At 43.9% G+C, this 16,558-nt stretch carries 14 protein-coding genes; 12 read left to right on the top strand and 2 right to left on the bottom strand.

All coding sequences use genetic code 11. The annotated features are described in order from the left end of the window. Nucleotides 1-8: 8 nt before the first annotated feature. A complete protein-coding gene (gene kduI / locus BAE31_RS08670) occupies nt 9-836 on the bottom strand; it encodes a 5-dehydro-4-deoxy-D-glucuronate isomerase (RefSeq protein WP_041087959.1) in 828 nt (275 codons plus the stop codon). Between the two features lie 255 nt (nt 837-1,091). On the opposite strand from kduI, the gene BAE31_RS08665 reads away from it, so the two are divergent. The 12 genes from BAE31_RS08665 to BAE31_RS08610 all read left to right on the top strand — a co-directional run bounded on the left by BAE31_RS08665 (nt 1,092) and on the right by BAE31_RS08610 (nt 15,342). After that, nucleotides 1,092-2,102: a LacI family DNA-binding transcriptional regulator gene (locus tag BAE31_RS08665; protein WP_076840194.1), complete on the top strand. Its 1,011-nt coding sequence runs from the start codon at nt 1,092-1,094 to the stop codon at nt 2,100-2,102. An 86-nt stretch (nt 2,103-2,188) separates the two neighbouring features. Beyond that, a complete protein-coding gene (locus BAE31_RS08660) occupies nt 2,189-3,205 on the top strand; it encodes a sugar kinase (protein ID WP_076840193.1) in 1,017 nt (338 codons plus the stop codon). After that, nucleotides 3,177-3,776, top strand: coding sequence for a bifunctional 4-hydroxy-2-oxoglutarate aldolase/2-dehydro-3-deoxy-phosphogluconate aldolase (locus BAE31_RS08655; protein WP_076840191.1), 600 nt, complete (start codon nt 3,177-3,179; stop codon nt 3,774-3,776). The genes BAE31_RS08660 and BAE31_RS08655 overlap by 29 nt, the downstream gene beginning before the upstream one ends. Nucleotides 3,777-3,896: 120 nt before the next feature. Beyond that, nucleotides 3,897-4,352 (top strand): GNAT family N-acetyltransferase, encoded by a 456-nt coding sequence (locus BAE31_RS08650; RefSeq protein WP_024423655.1) that lies wholly within the window; start codon nt 3,897-3,899, stop codon nt 4,350-4,352. Between the two features lie 69 nt (nt 4,353-4,421). Then, on the top strand, nt 4,422-5,423 hold the full coding sequence (locus BAE31_RS08645; RefSeq protein ID WP_076840189.1) for a sugar-binding protein: 1,002 nt from the start codon (nt 4,422-4,424) through the stop codon (nt 5,421-5,423). Beyond that, the gene (locus tag BAE31_RS08640; RefSeq protein WP_076840187.1) at nt 5,420-6,862 is read left to right on the top strand and encodes a sensor histidine kinase; all 1,443 of its coding nucleotides are present in this window, start codon (nt 5,420-5,422) and stop codon (nt 6,860-6,862) included. The genes BAE31_RS08645 and BAE31_RS08640 overlap by 4 nt, the downstream gene beginning before the upstream one ends. Further along, nucleotides 6,856-8,274, top strand: a complete 1,419-nt coding sequence (locus BAE31_RS08635; protein ID WP_041108068.1) for a response regulator — start codon at nt 6,856-6,858, stop codon at nt 8,272-8,274. Before BAE31_RS08640 ends, BAE31_RS08635 begins: the two co-directional genes overlap by 7 nt. A 103-nt stretch (nt 8,275-8,377) precedes the next feature. Continuing rightward, on the top strand, nt 8,378-9,643 hold the full coding sequence (locus tag BAE31_RS08630) for an ABC transporter substrate-binding protein (RefSeq protein ID WP_041108066.1): 1,266 nt from the start codon (nt 8,378-8,380) through the stop codon (nt 9,641-9,643). Between the two features lie 56 nt (nt 9,644-9,699). Then, nucleotides 9,700-10,671: a carbohydrate ABC transporter permease gene (locus tag BAE31_RS08625; protein WP_034624582.1), complete on the top strand. Its 972-nt coding sequence runs from the start codon at nt 9,700-9,702 to the stop codon at nt 10,669-10,671. Further along, nucleotides 10,668-11,489 carry a carbohydrate ABC transporter permease gene (locus BAE31_RS08620; RefSeq protein WP_024426281.1) on the top strand — a complete coding sequence of 274 codons (822 nt, stop codon included), beginning with the start codon at nt 10,668-10,670 and terminating at the stop codon, nt 11,487-11,489. The genes BAE31_RS08625 and BAE31_RS08620 overlap by 4 nt, the downstream gene beginning before the upstream one ends. Before the next feature lie 147 nt (nt 11,490-11,636). Then, complete coding sequence (gene manA / locus BAE31_RS08615; RefSeq protein WP_041108061.1) at nt 11,637-12,587, top strand: mannose-6-phosphate isomerase, class I; 951 nt, start codon at nt 11,637-11,639, stop codon at nt 12,585-12,587. Between the two features lie 124 nt (nt 12,588-12,711). Beyond that, nucleotides 12,712-15,342, top strand: coding sequence for an N-acetylglucosaminidase (locus tag BAE31_RS08610; protein ID WP_076840185.1), 2,631 nt, complete (start codon nt 12,712-12,714; stop codon nt 15,340-15,342). A gap of 17 nt (nt 15,343-15,359) precedes the next feature. Here the strand turns inward: BAE31_RS08610 and BAE31_RS08605 are convergent, their stop codons facing one another. Continuing rightward, the gene (locus tag BAE31_RS08605) at nt 15,360-16,550 is read right to left on the bottom strand and encodes a CDP-glycerol glycerophosphotransferase family protein (RefSeq protein ID WP_083703986.1); all 1,191 of its coding nucleotides are present in this window, start codon (nt 16,548-16,550) and stop codon (nt 15,360-15,362) included. Nucleotides 16,551-16,558: the final 8 nt, after the last annotated feature.

Raw genomic sequence — 16,558 nt, 5'->3', positions numbered from 1 at the left:
CACCCTCGTTACCTCAGCTGATCCATTGGGACAAAGTCCATATCTTTGAACGTATAGTTTTCGCCCGCCATTGCCCAAATAAATGAATAATTTGCTGTACCTGAGCCTGAATGAATGGACCAGGCAGGTGAAATGACTGCTTCCTCATTTGCCACAACAAGATGTCTTGTTTCAGATGGCTCCCCCATAAAATGAAAGACTCGTGCATCCTCTTCAATATCAAGATATAAGTAGACTTCCATCCGGCGGTCGTGAATATGAGCGGGCATCGTGTTCCACGTGTTATTGGTTTCAAGCTGAGTGATTCCCATCATGAGCTGACAGCTTTGGATGCCGTCTGCATGGATGACTTGATACAGGTTTCGTACATTGGAGGCAGCTGCTTCCCCTAAGTGGTTTGGTGTTAATTCAGCGATGGCTGCTTTTTGCGTAGGGTACGCTCTATGAGCCGTGGCTGAAACTAGATAGAACTTGGCCTCGTCGCCTGATGAACTAGCAAACTGTACATCTTCGTGACCAAGACCAATATATAAGAAATCTTTATGCTCCAGCACAAAGGCCTCACCATCAACAGTGACCGTACCTTGTCCGCCGACATTCACAATCCCGATTTCTCGTCTTTCAAGAAAATACTCCGTACGTAAAAAGTCCCCAGCATCTAGTGTGATCGGCTCTGCTGCCGGCATGGCTCCGCCGATCACCACGCGGTCCTCATGTGAGTAATAGAGCTTTAATTCACCACTGACAAATAGCGTAGGAATATGAAAATGACGACGAAGTTCCTCTGTTGTAAAACGTTTGACCTGCTCAGGATGTACAGCATAACGATTTTCCATTTGGATAAGCCTCCCTCATCTGATACAAATATTGATATTTATTTGGTATCGGTTTCAAGGAAAATTCTAGAGGAAAAAGAGAGTGCCGTCAACCGTTAATTTGAAATCGCTTTCTTTTTCTCTAATTAGACAAATTTTTGCCAACAACATGCAAAAAAATCTTCTGAAATGCCATCAATTATGATATGCTCTTTTTAAGTTTATTTGAAATCGGTTTCGAACCAAATGAGAAGATCAATTGTGGGAGTTTTTTGAATGAAAGAGAAAAAGCAAACGAAAGTGACCATTAACGAAGTAGCAGCTTATGCAGGGGTCTCAAAATCAACTGTATCCAGATATATCAATGGCAGAACAAATGAAATTTCTTCTGAAAAGGTAAAAAAAATCAAGAAGGCCATTGAGGAACTCCATTATCGTCCGAGTCAGCTTGCTCAAGGACTAAAAGTCAGAAAAAGTAAGGTCATTGGGTTTATTGTAGCCGACATTACGAATCCATTCTCTGTGGCAACACTTCGCGGGGTCGAAGAGATTTGTGATGAATATGGATACAGCATCATGGTATGCAACACAGATAATCGTCCAGAAAAAGAACGGGAAATGCTCCTTAAGCTGAATGCACATTATATTGAAGGGCTCATCATCAATACGACAGGACAGAACAATGACATTCTGGAGGATTTTAAGAAAAACGGTGTGCCGATTGTTCTTGTGGACCGGAAATTGCCTGAACTAAAAGTCGACACAGTGACCACGAACAACCGTGATATCACAATCCGCCTACTCCAACAAATGTATGAGAAAGGCTATGATCACATCGCATTCTTTACTGAGCCCGTCGATGGAATCAGTCCTCGTGAAGAACGAAAGGAAGCATATGAACAGACAGCTTTGAGTAAACATAAGAAGCCGGTCATTGCAGAAATTGATTTAAAGCAAAAGGAACAAATGCGCGAAGAGATTGTCCGTTTTTTACAATCAAACGAACAGAAAAAAGCGATTTTAGCAGGCAATGGATTACTCATGCTGAAGCTGATTAGTGAACTTGTAGAGCTTGGAATGAAGATTCCTGATGAGATAGGTATTGCAGGATTTGATGATACAGAATGGTATAAGCTGATTGGCCCTGGAATCACGACGGTTGCCCAGCCATCTCATGAAATGGGAAAAGCAGCCATGCAAAAAATCAAGACACGGCTGGAAGGGGATGAAAGTGCGCCCCAAACGATTCAGCTTGATGGTGAAATCGTTGTAAGGAAATCTTTATAAATGATAGACAGAGAAGAGTATACATACGTGCATGCTCTCTCTTTTTCAACTGATTTGAAACCGGTACCGAGAAAGGGGAGAAATGAGTGAAAGCATTGGATGCGGTCACATTTGGGGAATCAATGGCGATGTTTTATGCAAAGGAAATTGGGGAGCTTCATCAAGTGCATACATTCCAAAAGGCGCTTGCTGGTGCAGAAAGTAACGTGGCTGTCGGTTTGGCGAGGCTGGGCTTTCATGTGGGCTGGATGAGCAAAGTCGGAGCAGATTCACTTGGCACATTTATTTTAGAAGAGCTTCAAAAAGAAGGGGTCGATACAAGTGCAGTGCTCCGTTCAAATGATGGGTCTCAAACGGGGATCTTGCTTAAATCAAAAGTGATCGATGGAGACCCTGACGTCACGTATTATCGGAAAGGCTCTGCTGCGAGCACAATGAGTCCAAGCGACTTTCCCGCCACCTATTTCAAACAGGCAGGCCACCTTCATATGACTGGTATTCCGCCTGCTCTATCCAGTGAAATGAGAGCGTTTTCTTTTCGTGCCCTTCAAGAAATGAAAGCAGCGGGCAAAACCATTTCATTTGATCCAAACCTTCGGCTTCAGCTATGGGAAGAGGAAGAAGATATGATTCAGACGGTGAATCATATCGCCTCGCAAGCGGATTGGTTTTTTCCAGGGCTTGCAGAAGGGCAAAGGCTCACGGGTTGTCACGAGCCAGAAGAGATTGCAGATGTCTATTTACAAAAAGGTGTCAAGCTAGTGGTCATTAAGCTAGGGGCAGAAGGTGCCTTTTATAAAAGTGCAGCCGGTCAGGGGATTGTGAATGGGTTTTATGTGCAGGATGTCGTAGACACAGTCGGAGCTGGTGATGGATTTGCAGTGGGGGTCATCAGCGGCTTGCTTGACGGCTTATCAGATGAAAAATCCGTGACAAGAGGCAATGCGGTCGGGGCACTTGCAGTGATGTCACCTGGCGATAAGGACGGACTGCCTACCAGGGAGGAGCTTCAGGCTTTTATGAAAGAAGCCAAGCGATATCAAAAGCGGGAGTACATGAAAGGGGATGAGAGATATGGGAAAGTCAGCAAGTTTGAGCGTTAAAAAGCAGCTCGCGTCTTGTAAATTGATCGCAGTTGTGAGAGCGGATAGTGAAGCAGAAGGTATTGAAATGATTGAGCGTTTAAAGAAAAAAGGAGTTCGTGCCATTGAAGTGACGTATACCACGCCAAATGCTGAACGCATCATCGCATCCTTCCAGGAGGAGCAGGACCTCATAGTAGGAGCGGGAACAATTACGACGCTGGAGCAGGCGCAATCAGCCATTGAGGCAGGCTCACAGTTTATCGTTAGTCCAGGATACCTTCCTATGATTGGAGAACATCTTTCATTTTACGACACACTCTATGTACCAGGGGTTCTCACCCCGAGTGAAATCATGAAGGCGAAAGCAGATGGCTATTGCTTGCTCAAACTTTTTCCAAGCGGCTCCTTTGGTTTATCCTATATGAAAAACCTGAAAGGTCCATTTCCAGAGATTGAATTTATTCCTACGGGCGGCATTCATCCAGCTGATGTTCCAAAGTGGCTCAAAGCAGGCGCGGTGGCTGTTGGTGTCGGAAGTCAGCTTGAAAGCAGTACAGCAGAGGAATTACAAGCAGTTCTTTCTTCATAAATACTTGTCAACCGAACAAACAACTGGCTTGTTGATGCCGGTTGTTTGTTCGGTTATCTGACATAACAGCAGGTAAACATTCAACTCTTCACGTACAATGATCGTGAAGGAGTGATGGAAATGTACATTCTACAAGATGAACTCACGGATGGACGAATTGACCAGCTGATTACTGCACATATAGAAGAGATGAAGGAGCATTCGCCGCCAGAAAGCATTCATGCCCTTCCATTAACTGATTTAAAAAAACAGGATGTTACCGTGTGGAGTGTGCGGGATGGAGAAGAGCTTCTTGGCTGCGGAGCATTAAAGGAGCTGTCAAGTGAACATGGGGAAATCAAATCGATGAGAACCGCAGCCCTCCATATGCGAAAAGGTGTAGCGAGGTATATGCTGAATCATCTTCTCCAAGAAGCAAAACGGCGCGGCTATACACGTGTCAGCTTAGAGACAGGGGCAATGGCTTTCTTTGAACCAGCAAGAAAACTATATGAGAGCGCTGGATTTCAGTATTGTCCGCCTTTTGGTACATATCAAGAAGATCCAAACAGTTTATTTATGACAAAGGAATTATAGAGGTCGAGAGAGTATGCTTATAAGCAGCTCTTTTTTTTATGCGGAAATAGTGGAAAGGAGGAGGACACGGTGAAATTATCTAAGTGGATCGGAATGAGCGCATTTCTCACATTTTGTGTGGTATCTGTCATCTTCTTAACGTTATTAGGTCAAGATTTATTTAAAATTGAAAGCGCTTCCGATAAAGCGGAGTCAACGTATCAATATCATTTTGTTCTTGTACCGGAGGAACTTGATAACGAATATTGGCAACTTGTACAAAAGGGAGCTGCGGATGCGGCAGACGTTCATCGCGTGTATCTAGAATATTTGGGCCCAAAGCAAGCAGATGTAGACGATCATCTGAAAACCATTGATATGGCGATCGCTGGGCATGTTGATGGCATTATGACACAGGGACTTGATGCGAAAAAATACAAACCGCTTTTTCAGAAGGCGAGGGAAAAAGGAATTGATGTTGTCACCGTCGATACAGATGCAGAGGGGAGCAAGCGTCAAGTGTATGTAGGGACGGACAATTACTATTCAGGCTTTATCGCAGGACAGGCACTCATCGCAGATACAAAAGGTGAACAGTATGTAGGAATTGTCACAGGCAGGCTGGATGCCATTCATCAAAAGCTGCGCGTCAAGGGCTTTCGAGATGCCGTTGCTGCTGAAAAACGCATTCATATTGCTGGAATTGAAGAATCAGCCATTACGAAGTCAGGTGCCTCAGGTGCCGCTTATAAACTATTAAACGATCATGCGAAGCTCACCGCATTTTATGGTACAAGTGCATTAGATGGTGCAGGCATCATTCAAGCAAACGCACAGTATCGATCATCCACTGATTTTTATGTGCTTGCATTTGACACATTGCCTGATACGATTCAGGCGCTTGATGATGGAACAATTGATGCCGTGGTCGTACAGCATCCTTATGAAATGGGCTATCAAGCGGTTGAATCACTTGTTCGTTTGCAGAAAGGTGAAAAAGAAGAACCGCTTCAGTACACGGGAACGAGTGTGATCCGGCGCGGGGATCTGCCTCTTCAGCAAACAGACAGAAAGCAGGGAATGCAGCCATGAGAAAGATTCGAAGTAAGCTGTTATTAGCATTTTTAATCCTTGTGCTTCTTGGCAACATAGCCGCTTTTTTTGTCTACTGGAGCAGTTCAAAAATCACATCAGAATATAGCCGGAGCTTCCGTTCTTTTCTCCTGCTCAATGATATATCGACAGAGGCGAAAACGATGTATGAAAAGGTCAATGCCTATGCCATTGAAAAGGATCGGAAGTTTGCCAAAGAGTATCTTACGTCAAAACAGAAAATGAAATCCTACGATCAAGCGCTGCGAAAGGATGCCGGTCTTCATGCGGCGATTCCTTCTATTGAAAAATATCAATATATGATGCGGACGCTTATCAATGAAAGTGATGCGACCATGACACATGTGAAAGAAGGGAAAATCGAAGAATATGCTGCAAGTGTGAAGGAAGTGAGAACCGTCTCCTCCTATATACAAGAGCAGACGATGACCCTGCTTGATGATGAATTATCTGAGTATCAGGTACTCTATCAATCTCTTCAAAAAAGGCATCAAACCTATGCGCTCTTTACCTTATGCCTGTTTACGTTATCAATCGGGATCGCCTTATGGATGGCGTATATGATTGCTGGCGGGATATCAAGACCTATCGTTCATCTGTCCCGAAGCGTAAAAGAAGTATCAGAAGGAAATTTTGATGGAGCGAATTTGCATGTTACCTCAAAGGATGAAATCTCTGTTTTAAATGAAGCCTTTCAGCGAATGCGGCAAGAGATGAAAATGATGATTGAAGAGATCAAACAAAAGGCAGCATTGGATCAAAAAATCAAAGATATGAAGCTAAAAACGCTGCAAAACCAAATGAACCCGCATTTTTTATTTAACACATTAAACATCGTTTCACGTATGGCTTACTTAGAATCAGCGGAAGCCACATCGAGGTTGATTCAATCCGTTTCCACGCTGATGCGGTATTCGCTGTCTGCTCTTAGTACATCCGTTACATTGGAACAAGAAGTGAAAGTGGTGAAAGAATATTTTCATATACAAGAAACGAGATTTGCCGATCGTATTACGTGCAAAACGTCCATCGATGAATCATGTTTATCTGTGCATATCCCAAGTCTCACCTTACAGCCGCTTGTCGAAAATGCCTTTATTCATGGCGTCGAGCCAAAGGAGGAAGAGGGACTTGTCGAGCTCTCGATCTATGAAGAAGGCGGCTATGTGATGATTCGGATTCGGGACAATGGGATGGGGATCAATGAACAGGAGAAAAGAAGATTGCTATCAGAAAAAGAAGAGGAAGATCCGAACATACTGAGTAAAGGCCACTCGACAGGAATCGGTCTTCGAAATGTAATGTCAAGACTGCGTTTGTTTTACGGGGTGCAAGATGCCCTTCAAATTGATTCAAAGCCAAACGAAGGCACCACCATACAATTGGCTATTCCGATGAAGGAGGGACCGACATGCTGAACGTGCTAATTGTCGATGACGAAAAAATAGAACGGCTAGCGATGCGGAAATTCTTAACCGAATGGGTTCCAGAGTGTCATATAGCAGGAGAAGCGGAAAATGGAAAGAAGGCGGTTGAATTCGTGCGATCTGAGTCCATTCATCTTGTGCTCATGGATATTCAGATGCCTGGCATGGATGGACTGACAGCGATCAAACAGATCAAAGCAATCAGTCCTCATACAAAATTCATTATGCTGACAGCCTACGATACATTCGATTATGCCAAGCAAGCGATGCAGGAGGGGGTGAAACAATACCTCGTCAAACCAGCTGACAAAGATGAAACCATTGCAGCCATTCGATTTGTAGCAGCAGAGATTCAGCAGGAGGCGTCTCTGCGGCAGTCGGCAGCGGCCGATCAGCAGTCAAAGTGGCTTGAAGCGCATGTCATGAACGGTCAATCTTATACATCCATGGAGTTTCAACAACTATTCTCCAAATATGAAGCAGGTCTTATCATCGCTGTGCAGCGGACAGAAGGAGATCAGCTGTTGATCGATTTACAGAAATCTGCACGATTTCATACGGTGCCGATTCAGATGGGGGGAGAACTGTTTACATGCCTCATTTATAGTCAGCAAGGACCAGGTCAGCTAAAGGCAGAGATTCTGCAAGCCATTCGAGCTGCCATGACAAACGGTCAGCCTTCACCTGTCGTTGGCATAGGGCATCCAGTCTCAAACCCGCTTCATCTTCAGAAAAGTGCAGCAGAGGCGAAGCTTTCCTATTATCAGCGAAAAAAGAGTGGGGGCGTTGTTCGTTATGGCTTTTACCAAACAGAGGTGAAGTCCGGTCCATTGATTCATCTGCCGGAGCTTGCAGACAGTATGATGCAGGCGCTGGAAGAAGGGAGAAGAGAGAATGCACTGGCTTTATTTGATGCCTTTCAATTAGAGGGGGCGACGATTTCACAAGTAAAAGAACTGCTGATTCTCTTCAAATCACGCCTCCGTACAGACCTATCGATATTGACAATCAGCACCGCAGCGGAATGCCGCCAGTGCTGTGAACACCTATTTGATGTGTATGAAGCGAGAACCCAGACCATCAATGACATCGAGCGGGCAAAACGTTACATCAAAACGCATTATTGTGAACAGATCACGCTTGAGCAAACGGCCGCTTATGTTGATTTAAGTCCCACCTATTTCACAAAACGATTTAAAGACGAGACGGGTCTGACATTTAAAGAGTATGTGACAGCCTGCCGGCTGGATAAAATCAAAAAGCTCCTCATAGACAGCACGCTTAGCTTAAAAGAAATTACCTTTCAGGCAGGATATACAGATCCTAATTACGTCAGCCGTGTGTTTAAGAAGATGGTCGGCTGTTCACCGAAGGAATATCGAAAACAGGCCGTAAAAAAATGAAGAATTTCATAAAAAAGTGAAGAAGTTTGCCTGAACAAAAGCAAGGATCTGCCATTATACTTATTTTGATAACGCTTACAAAATGGGGATAGGGGGATCAATTATGAAGTTCAAATTAGGCTTTACACTGCTGGCACTCTGTATGCTTATCGTCACTGCCTGCAGCTCATCGACGAACTCAGAGGCAAAAAAAGAAGGCGGAGCGGAAAAGCTCGAAATTTTCTCTTGGTGGACAGGAGCAGGTGAGGAAGACGGGCTGAAGGCACTCATTCAATTGTTTGAAGAGGAGAATAAAGACATTCCAATTGAAAATGCAGCCGTCGCAGGTGGTGCTGGTACGAATGCAAAGGCTGTCCTGACTAGCCGTATGCAGGGAAATGATCCGCCTGCTACGTTTCAAGTGCATGGCGGGGCGGAGCTGAATGAGAGCTGGGTCGCGGCAGGCAAAATGGAGCCTCTGGATGATTTATATGAAAAAGAAGGCTGGAAAGACAAATTTCCAGAATCACTGATTGACCTTGTCAGCAAAGATGGGAAAATCTATTCCGTGCCAGTAAATATTCACAGGGGCAATGTGCTTTGGTATAACAAGAAAGTATTTGATGATGCAGGCTTAGAGCCGCCAACGACATTTGATGAATTTTTCAAAACAGCAGATGCATTAAAGAAAAAAGGAATCACACCACTTGCACTTGGAGATAAGGAGCCTTGGGCAGCGACTCATTTGTTTGAAAGTGTTTTGCTGGGTGTATTAGGTGCAGATGGTTATCAAAAACTTTGGGCTGGCGACATGAAAATGGATGACCCGAAAGTGAAGGAAGCGGCAGACATCTTTGGACGTATGCTCGAATACGTCAATGACGATCACAGCTCACGTAACTGGCAGGATGCCTCACAGCTCGTGGCAAAAGGAGAAGCGGCAATGAATGTCATGGGCGACTGGGCGAAGGGGTACTTTGTGAATGATCTTGATTTGAAGGTGAATCAAGACTTTGGATACACGGCGACTCCGGGAACGGAAGGAAGCTTTATGGTGATCACCGATACATTCGGACTGCCAAAGGGTGTGAAACAGCCAGAAAACGTGAAGAAATTCTTATCTGTTTTAGGATCTGTTGAAGGACAGGATGCGTTTAATCCGCTAAAAGGATCGATTCCAGCACGTGTGGATGCAGATGTATCAAAATATGATGAATACGGAAAATCGGCGATGAAGGCATTTAAAGAATCAAAACTGGCGCCGTCTCTTGCTCATGGCTCAGCTGCTGAAGAAGGGTTTGTGACAAAAGCGAATCAAGCCGTCAATATCTTCGTGACACAAAAAGACAGTAGTCAGTTTGTTTCATCTTTAAAAGAGGCAATGAAATAAAGACGAAGGAGGCGGCGGCTAGGCACCGCCTCTTTTTTAAAAAGGAGTGTAGCTTCATGCGCATAGACACATCGCCGATGACAAAAACACCTGTGCCCAAAGTTAAACGTATGCGGAAAAAATGGAATGGAGACCAGCTGCTGGCGCTGCTCTTTTTAGCCCCGTCAGCGGTTTTATTATTCATCTTTGTTTACGGTTTTATTGGCTGGACAGGATATGTATCATTATCAAACTGGACCACGCTTGTTCCTGATTTCTCTTTCGCAGGTCTTCGCAATTATGTCATGCTGTTTCAAGATTTCCGCTTTCAATCAGATCTTCGAAACACGGTCTTTTTCACTTTATTTTTTATTGGAGCGGTCATTGTCTCTGGTCTCGCACTTGCGATTTTACTAGACCAGAAGATCAAGGGGGAATCTCTTTTTCGGAATTTATTCTTCTTTCCGATGGCCCTGTCCTTCGTTGTCACAGGAGTCGTATGGCAATGGATTTTAAACCCGTCAACTGGGGTGAATTTATTTTTGAAAACGCTCGGTATCCAGCCAAAGTGGTATACGGATACGAACATATTGGCCGGATTTGTCTGGGGGAAAATTGAGTTTGGTGTACCTGCGGCCATGATCGCTGTTGTGATTGCAGCTGTTTGGCAAATGACAGGCTTCTCTCTGGCGATGTATTTGGCGGGTCTAAGAGGAATTCCAGAGGAAGTAAGAGAGGCTGCTAGAATGGATGGCGCAACGGAGTGGCAGATTTACTGGAAAATCATTTTTCCTCTTTTAAAACCGATTACTGCAAGTGTTGTTATCATCATGGCTCATATTTCTTTAAAGATCTTCGATTTGATTTACTCGATGACAGGGCCGGGTGCGAACTTTGTCACGGATGTTCCGGGCGTGTATATGTTTGAAATGACCTTTAGAGGAAACCATTATGCAGGCGGTGCCGCCATTGCGGTTGTCATGCTGATCTCTGTTGCGGTCTTTATCGTGCCATATCTCCTGTCGAGCCGGAAGGGGGCTTCATCATGACAGCCAGATGGTTTGTCCGTCCAGTCCTTTATGCTTTATTAATTTTGTGCAGTCTCTTTTTTCTAATGCCTGTTTATGTCATGCTCGTCACAAGCTTGAAGCCATTAGGTGAAGTCACCCTTGAGCGAATGTGGTCGCTGCCATCTACTATCGATTTTTCAAGCTATCAAATCGCGTTTGAAAAGCTGGCGCCCAATTTAATGAATTCTCTTTATCTTGTCATTCCTGCTACTTTATTGTCAGCTGTTTTAGGTGCAATGAATGGCTATGTATTATCAAAATGGCGTTTCAAAGGATCAGAAGTCGTCTTTACGCTGATGCTGTTTGGGATGTTTATTCCATATCAAAGTATCCTGATCCCGCTCATTCAATTTTTGCGTGAAGTCGGATTGTATAATTCAATTCCAGGGCTTGTGCTTGTCCATGTCGTATACGGACTTCCGATCACAACACTCATGTTCCGAAATTTCTATGTGAGCATCCCAGATGAAATGATTGAATCGGCGAAAATGGATGGCGCAGGGTTTATCGGGATTTTCAGACATATGATTCTGCCGCTTTCGATCACAGGATTTGTTGTGGTGGCCATTTGGCAGTTCACAAATGTGTGGAATGAATTTTTATTTGCAGTCACGATGACCACTGCGGAGCATCAGCCGGTAATGGTAGCCTTACAAAATCTATCAGGCAGTCAAATTGTACAATGGAACGTCCAAATGGCAGGGGCGATATTGGCTGCGCTGCCGACACTACTCGTCTATATTCTTCTTGGAAAATACTTTGTCAAAGGGCTTCTTGCAGGCTCTGTCAAAGGGTAAAATATTTTTTATGTTATCGTTTTCATTCGGTGTACTGAAAGGATTGACTTCTCTTTAGATAGCGTCATAATAAAAGTTGAGACTTACTAGTTTTCATCAAGCTAGGTAAGGATTATCAAAGGGTAGCAAAGGGAGGAGTCATCCTGAATGAAGCAGTCACCAATTTTTTTACTGCCTGAATTGAAGGAGAGAATATGGGGAGGTACAGCCTTAAGGGATCAATTTGGCTATGATATTCCTTCTGATCAAACGGGAGAATGCTGGGCAATTTCTGCTCATCCAAACGGGCCAAGTGTCGTGAAAGACGGTCCATATAAAGGGAAAACGCTGATCGAACTTTGGGACAATCATAGAGAATTGTTCGGGGGGATAGAAGGCGACCGCTTCCCGCTCTTAACCAAAATATTAGATGCAAACCAAGACTTGTCCGTGCAAGTACATCCAGATGATGATTATGCGGAAAGACATGAAAATGGCGAGCTTGGAAAAACAGAGTGCTGGTATATCATTGACTGCAAAGAAGGAGCAGAAATGATCTATGGGCACAATGCAAGAACAAGAACTGAGCTTGTAACCATGATGAATAGCGGAGATTGGGAAGGTCTTTTGCGGCGGGTGAAGATTAAGCCTGGTGATTTTTATTATGTGCCAAGCGGTACCATTCATGCGCTTTGCGAAGGAACACTTGTCCTTGAAACGCAGCAAAGCTCAGATACAACCTATCGCGTATATGATTATGAACGAAAAGACCAAGATGGCAACGAACGTGAACTTCATTTTGCGCAAGCGATTGATGTCACAACAGTTCCTCATGTAGACGGGTATGCAGATGAATCAGTTGAAACACGCCGGGGAGTGACCATTCGTACATTTGTCGAAGCAGAATATTTCTCTGTGTATAAATGGGAAATTGATCAAAAAGCCGAGCTTTCGCAGGATTATCCGTTTTTGCTATGCAGTGTGATTCATGGAGAAGGGTCTTTAGAGCATGACGGAAACACATATCCACTGCCAAAAGGTACTCATTTTATTCTGCCGGCTGAAACAGGAAACTTCTCAATTGAAGGATCTTGTGAACTGATTGTGTCGCATATATAAGGAAAAGAGGACTTCGAGGGGGTCCTCTATTTTTCTATTGCATAAATGACTTGAAAGAGTACTTGTTTTTGTCGATAAAGAGATTAGTAGACTATTATGCAAAGTTAAGAGAGGGACAGGGAACGTGAAAAAAACCATCAAGATTATGTTACTCGCAGCTGCCTTTGGTATGACATTACACACGGGTAAAGAAGCGCAAGCAGCCTCCTATGTCGATCAATCCATTTATACGATGAACACCTCAAAGGTATTTACAACAGAAGCAGAAGTGAAAAAAGCAGTGGAAACACTAAAGAAAGACAAAAAGTGGACAGCCACTTATCAAACCTCAGGAAATACGTCGACCTATCAGCTCACTGCTTCAGGATATGAGTCGCAAGCAGCAGCGAATGCAAGTGCAGCTGCATTAAAAAAAGAAGTGGGCATGAGCGGTACGGTGTCTCCAGTAGGTGACCGCCTTCCTTTACAAAAGGTCGTATCTGACCCAGTCAATGATGAAAGTCAGGCGAAAAAGCTTTCACTTGAACTAACAAAAACATCAGGGCTCAATAGCTCCTATGAAGTCATCAATCAAAGCAAACCTTCTTATCAGGTCATATCAGGAACCATTGATTCTGAAACGAAAGTGAAAAATATTCAAACTGAGCTGCAAAAGCAGGCAGGCGTCACCAGTACATACCAAACCGAAACGAAAGCTGGCACTGTGTATCAGCTGACTTCAAGCGGTATTGTTGGACAAAGTAAGGCGAATACCATTCTGCAAGGTTTTCAAAAGGCATCCGGCTTAACAGCAGTGCTTCAAACGGTGACAGCGGGTAAGCCGTATTACATCGTCACTTCCGCTGCACAAGCGAACCAGTCGAAAGCACAGACGCTCCTTACCCAGCTTCAAAAAGAAGCAAAGATCAGCGGGAAGCTTCAAAAGACAGGTGCCTTAAAAAATGTCTACAGCTTGGAATCAGGCTATTTCAAAGACAACAAACAAGCAGCTTCAGCTGCAGCTCAGATTAAGAAACAAATCGGTGCTGCAGGTACTGTGCAACGCGTGGGAAAAACAAAAAATTATATCGTGAAGCTCAATCAATTGAACGATACAGCTTACGCCAAAACGGTGGCTTTTTTCAAGAAAAAGAAATGGCGCTACACGTCCAAAAAGACTTCTTCTACACAGCCATATCAAGTCGTGACGGGAAATCTTTTAGGAGATAACCAAGCGAAAAAAGCAGCGGCTTTCTTCCAAAAGAAAAAAGTATCTGCGACAACGAAAAAAACTGGCAAGGTATCAGACAGCACGTATCGACTCGTCGTCAATCAAGCAGTGGACCAAGCGAAAGTGAATAAAGGGGCCGCCTACTTAAAAACGCAGAAGCTGACAAGCAGCATCAAGGCAAGTAAGGGACAGGCTGTCAGCAAAACGTATAGTCTCAAGACAACACCTGTATATGAACAAAGTAAAGTGAAGCAGGCTCAAGAGATTATCAAGAAAAATGGCGTTGCCAGCAGTACAAAAACGCTGACAGAAGCGGTCAAGCAATACCGTATCACGACAGAGCCGACAGTGAATCAGACAAAACTGAATCAAGCACTCAGCTATTTGACGAAACAAAAAATGAAGGCCGCTGCTCAAAAAACAGGCGCAGCCGATTATGCTCAATATCAGATCAAAACAGGTGCCGTCTCAACCGCTGCACTGCGTGACCAAGGCTTGGCATTTTTCAAAAAACGGAATGAAACCGCTGCGTATACAACAACAACGAAACCAACTTACAAAATCAACATTACGCAGCAATTTACAGGATTACCAACTGTAAATGAAGCCATTGCTTTTGTGAAAAGCCAATATGGCTGGACCGCCACAGCCGTAAAAATTAAAAATGGCCCAATGGTCATGCAAACGAACTACAACCTTACTGTCAATGAGATGGTCAACAAACAAATGAAGGTGTCTCCACAGACAGATGGTGCGGCCTATGTCTATGCAGCATATGTAGACCAAGCCACATCGACAGTGAATACGGATGGCTTAAATGTCCGTTCTACACCTGATTCTAGCTCTGCAAGCAACATTGTGGCACAGCTCAATAAAGGAGCAAAAGTGAAACAGCTTGGGAAAGAAGGGAACTGGATCAGGATCAACCTCGGCTGGAGAAATGCAAGTGCAGCAGAGGTGCAAAAATATGTAGATCCAGCTAATATTGCCGAAGGCACGCAATCTTATTTTCAATTTCTGAAACTCTCTGAAGCTGCGAATCTCAATCCAGCAGAGGTCAATTCAAAGATTTTAGCAGGAAAAGGGATTCTTGCGGGTAAAGGACAAGCCTTTATTACAGCAGCAAAAACGTATCATATCAACGAAATTTATCTTATTTCTCATGCGTTGCTTGAAACGGGTAACGGAAGTTCCATTTTAGCGAATGGTACAATGTATAATGGAAAGAAAGTTTATAACATGTATGGCATTGGCGCATATGACAGCAATCCGAATTATCTTGGTGCAAAGTATGCGTATGAACAGCAATGGTTTACGCCAGAGGCTGCCATTATTGGCGGAGCAAAATTCATTGGCAACAGCTATATCAATAATGCCACATACAAGCAAGATACAATTTATAAAATGCGCTGGTCGGCTGCAGCGACTCATCAATATGCAACAGATATTGGCTGGGCTTCTAAGCAAGTCACTCGTATGTATAGTTTGTATAACCTGCTCGATGACTATACGCTGTATTACGATATCCCGGTGTATAATAAATAAAAAAACGTCCGTGCTTCCTAATGAGAAGCCGGACGTTTTTTGTGTAAGAGCAGCTGCTGTTCAATAAATGAAAGGAGCTGCTGACTGGATTGTCCCTTTGAATATTGGTTCCATTCCTCAGCAAAGGTTTTGATTCGTTCTTTATTGGTTGACTCGTTTAGGTGCAAAAGCTCCTGCAAGAGCATGTCTTGAGTGACGCAAGCCTTACCAGGAATGATGTCTTCATACCGGTCGACTAGGCCGCGTTTCTCTCGATAAGTGTCTAAGTCATAAGTGAAGAACAACACAGGCTTTTCGAGCAGTGCATATTCAAACACAATGGACGAATAATCTGTCACCAGGACATCACAAGCATAAAGCAATGGATAGAGCGGCTGATCGGACACATCAAATATCCATTCACCGTCTGTTTCTGCTTTCGCTAAATGTTTGACCGCAGGATGAAGCTTGACGAGGAGAATGTAATCGCCATTCAGCTCAGTTTGCAATTGCTCTTTTGAAAAAGGCAGGACAAGACCGTCCATTGCAAAGTCTCGATAAGTTGGTGTATAGAGCAGGATCTTTTTCCCTTTTGGGATATCATCCAGCTTCAAGGAAGGCTGATGCTGTTCATAGTACACATCCGTCAGTGGTACACCAGTTGGTAAAAAGCGTTCATCATTGACCCCAAACGAGGTCTTGAAAATCTCACACATGTGATCTGAGCCTGTCACAATGTAATCGAAAGACGCATAGACGCGTTTGAAGCGTTCGATGTCACGTGGACTCCGGCCAGAATTTGAAGCATCTTCAAGCCCGAACTTTTTCAAAGCCCCATTGGCATGCCAAACTTGAATACAGGTGGTAGAAGGTCGTTTTCTGAGCACACTCGTCATGAGAAAGTAATTATCCATCACGACAACCTTGCTTTTAAACATCGTATACATACATTGAATGAGATGGAGAGGATTTTTTTCATGAAAATAGCGAAATGACAGATGAGGCCCGTCCTTTTCTATCGCAGAAGCATGCTTCGTATAGAGGACAGTGAGCTTCATTGTCATGTTCGCCTGTTGTTGATAAGTATGAATGAGAGCAGCCGCATTCTCTTGGAACGAAACAAGCAGCGTCACCTGGTTTTCACGAGGCTTCACGCCGCTCATCAGCCATCCAATGAAAGAAATAAAAGCTGCGTAACATGAAATCATCATTGAGCGTATATTCATCATTTATCAGT

The sequence above is a fragment of the Bacillus sp. I-2 genome, assembly GCF_001974945.1.
Taxonomy (GTDB): domain Bacteria; phylum Bacillota; class Bacilli; order Bacillales; family Bacillaceae; genus Bacillus; species Bacillus safensis.
Note: the sequence above shows the minus strand (reverse complement) of the source record. Positions and strands in the feature narration are given on the sequence as shown.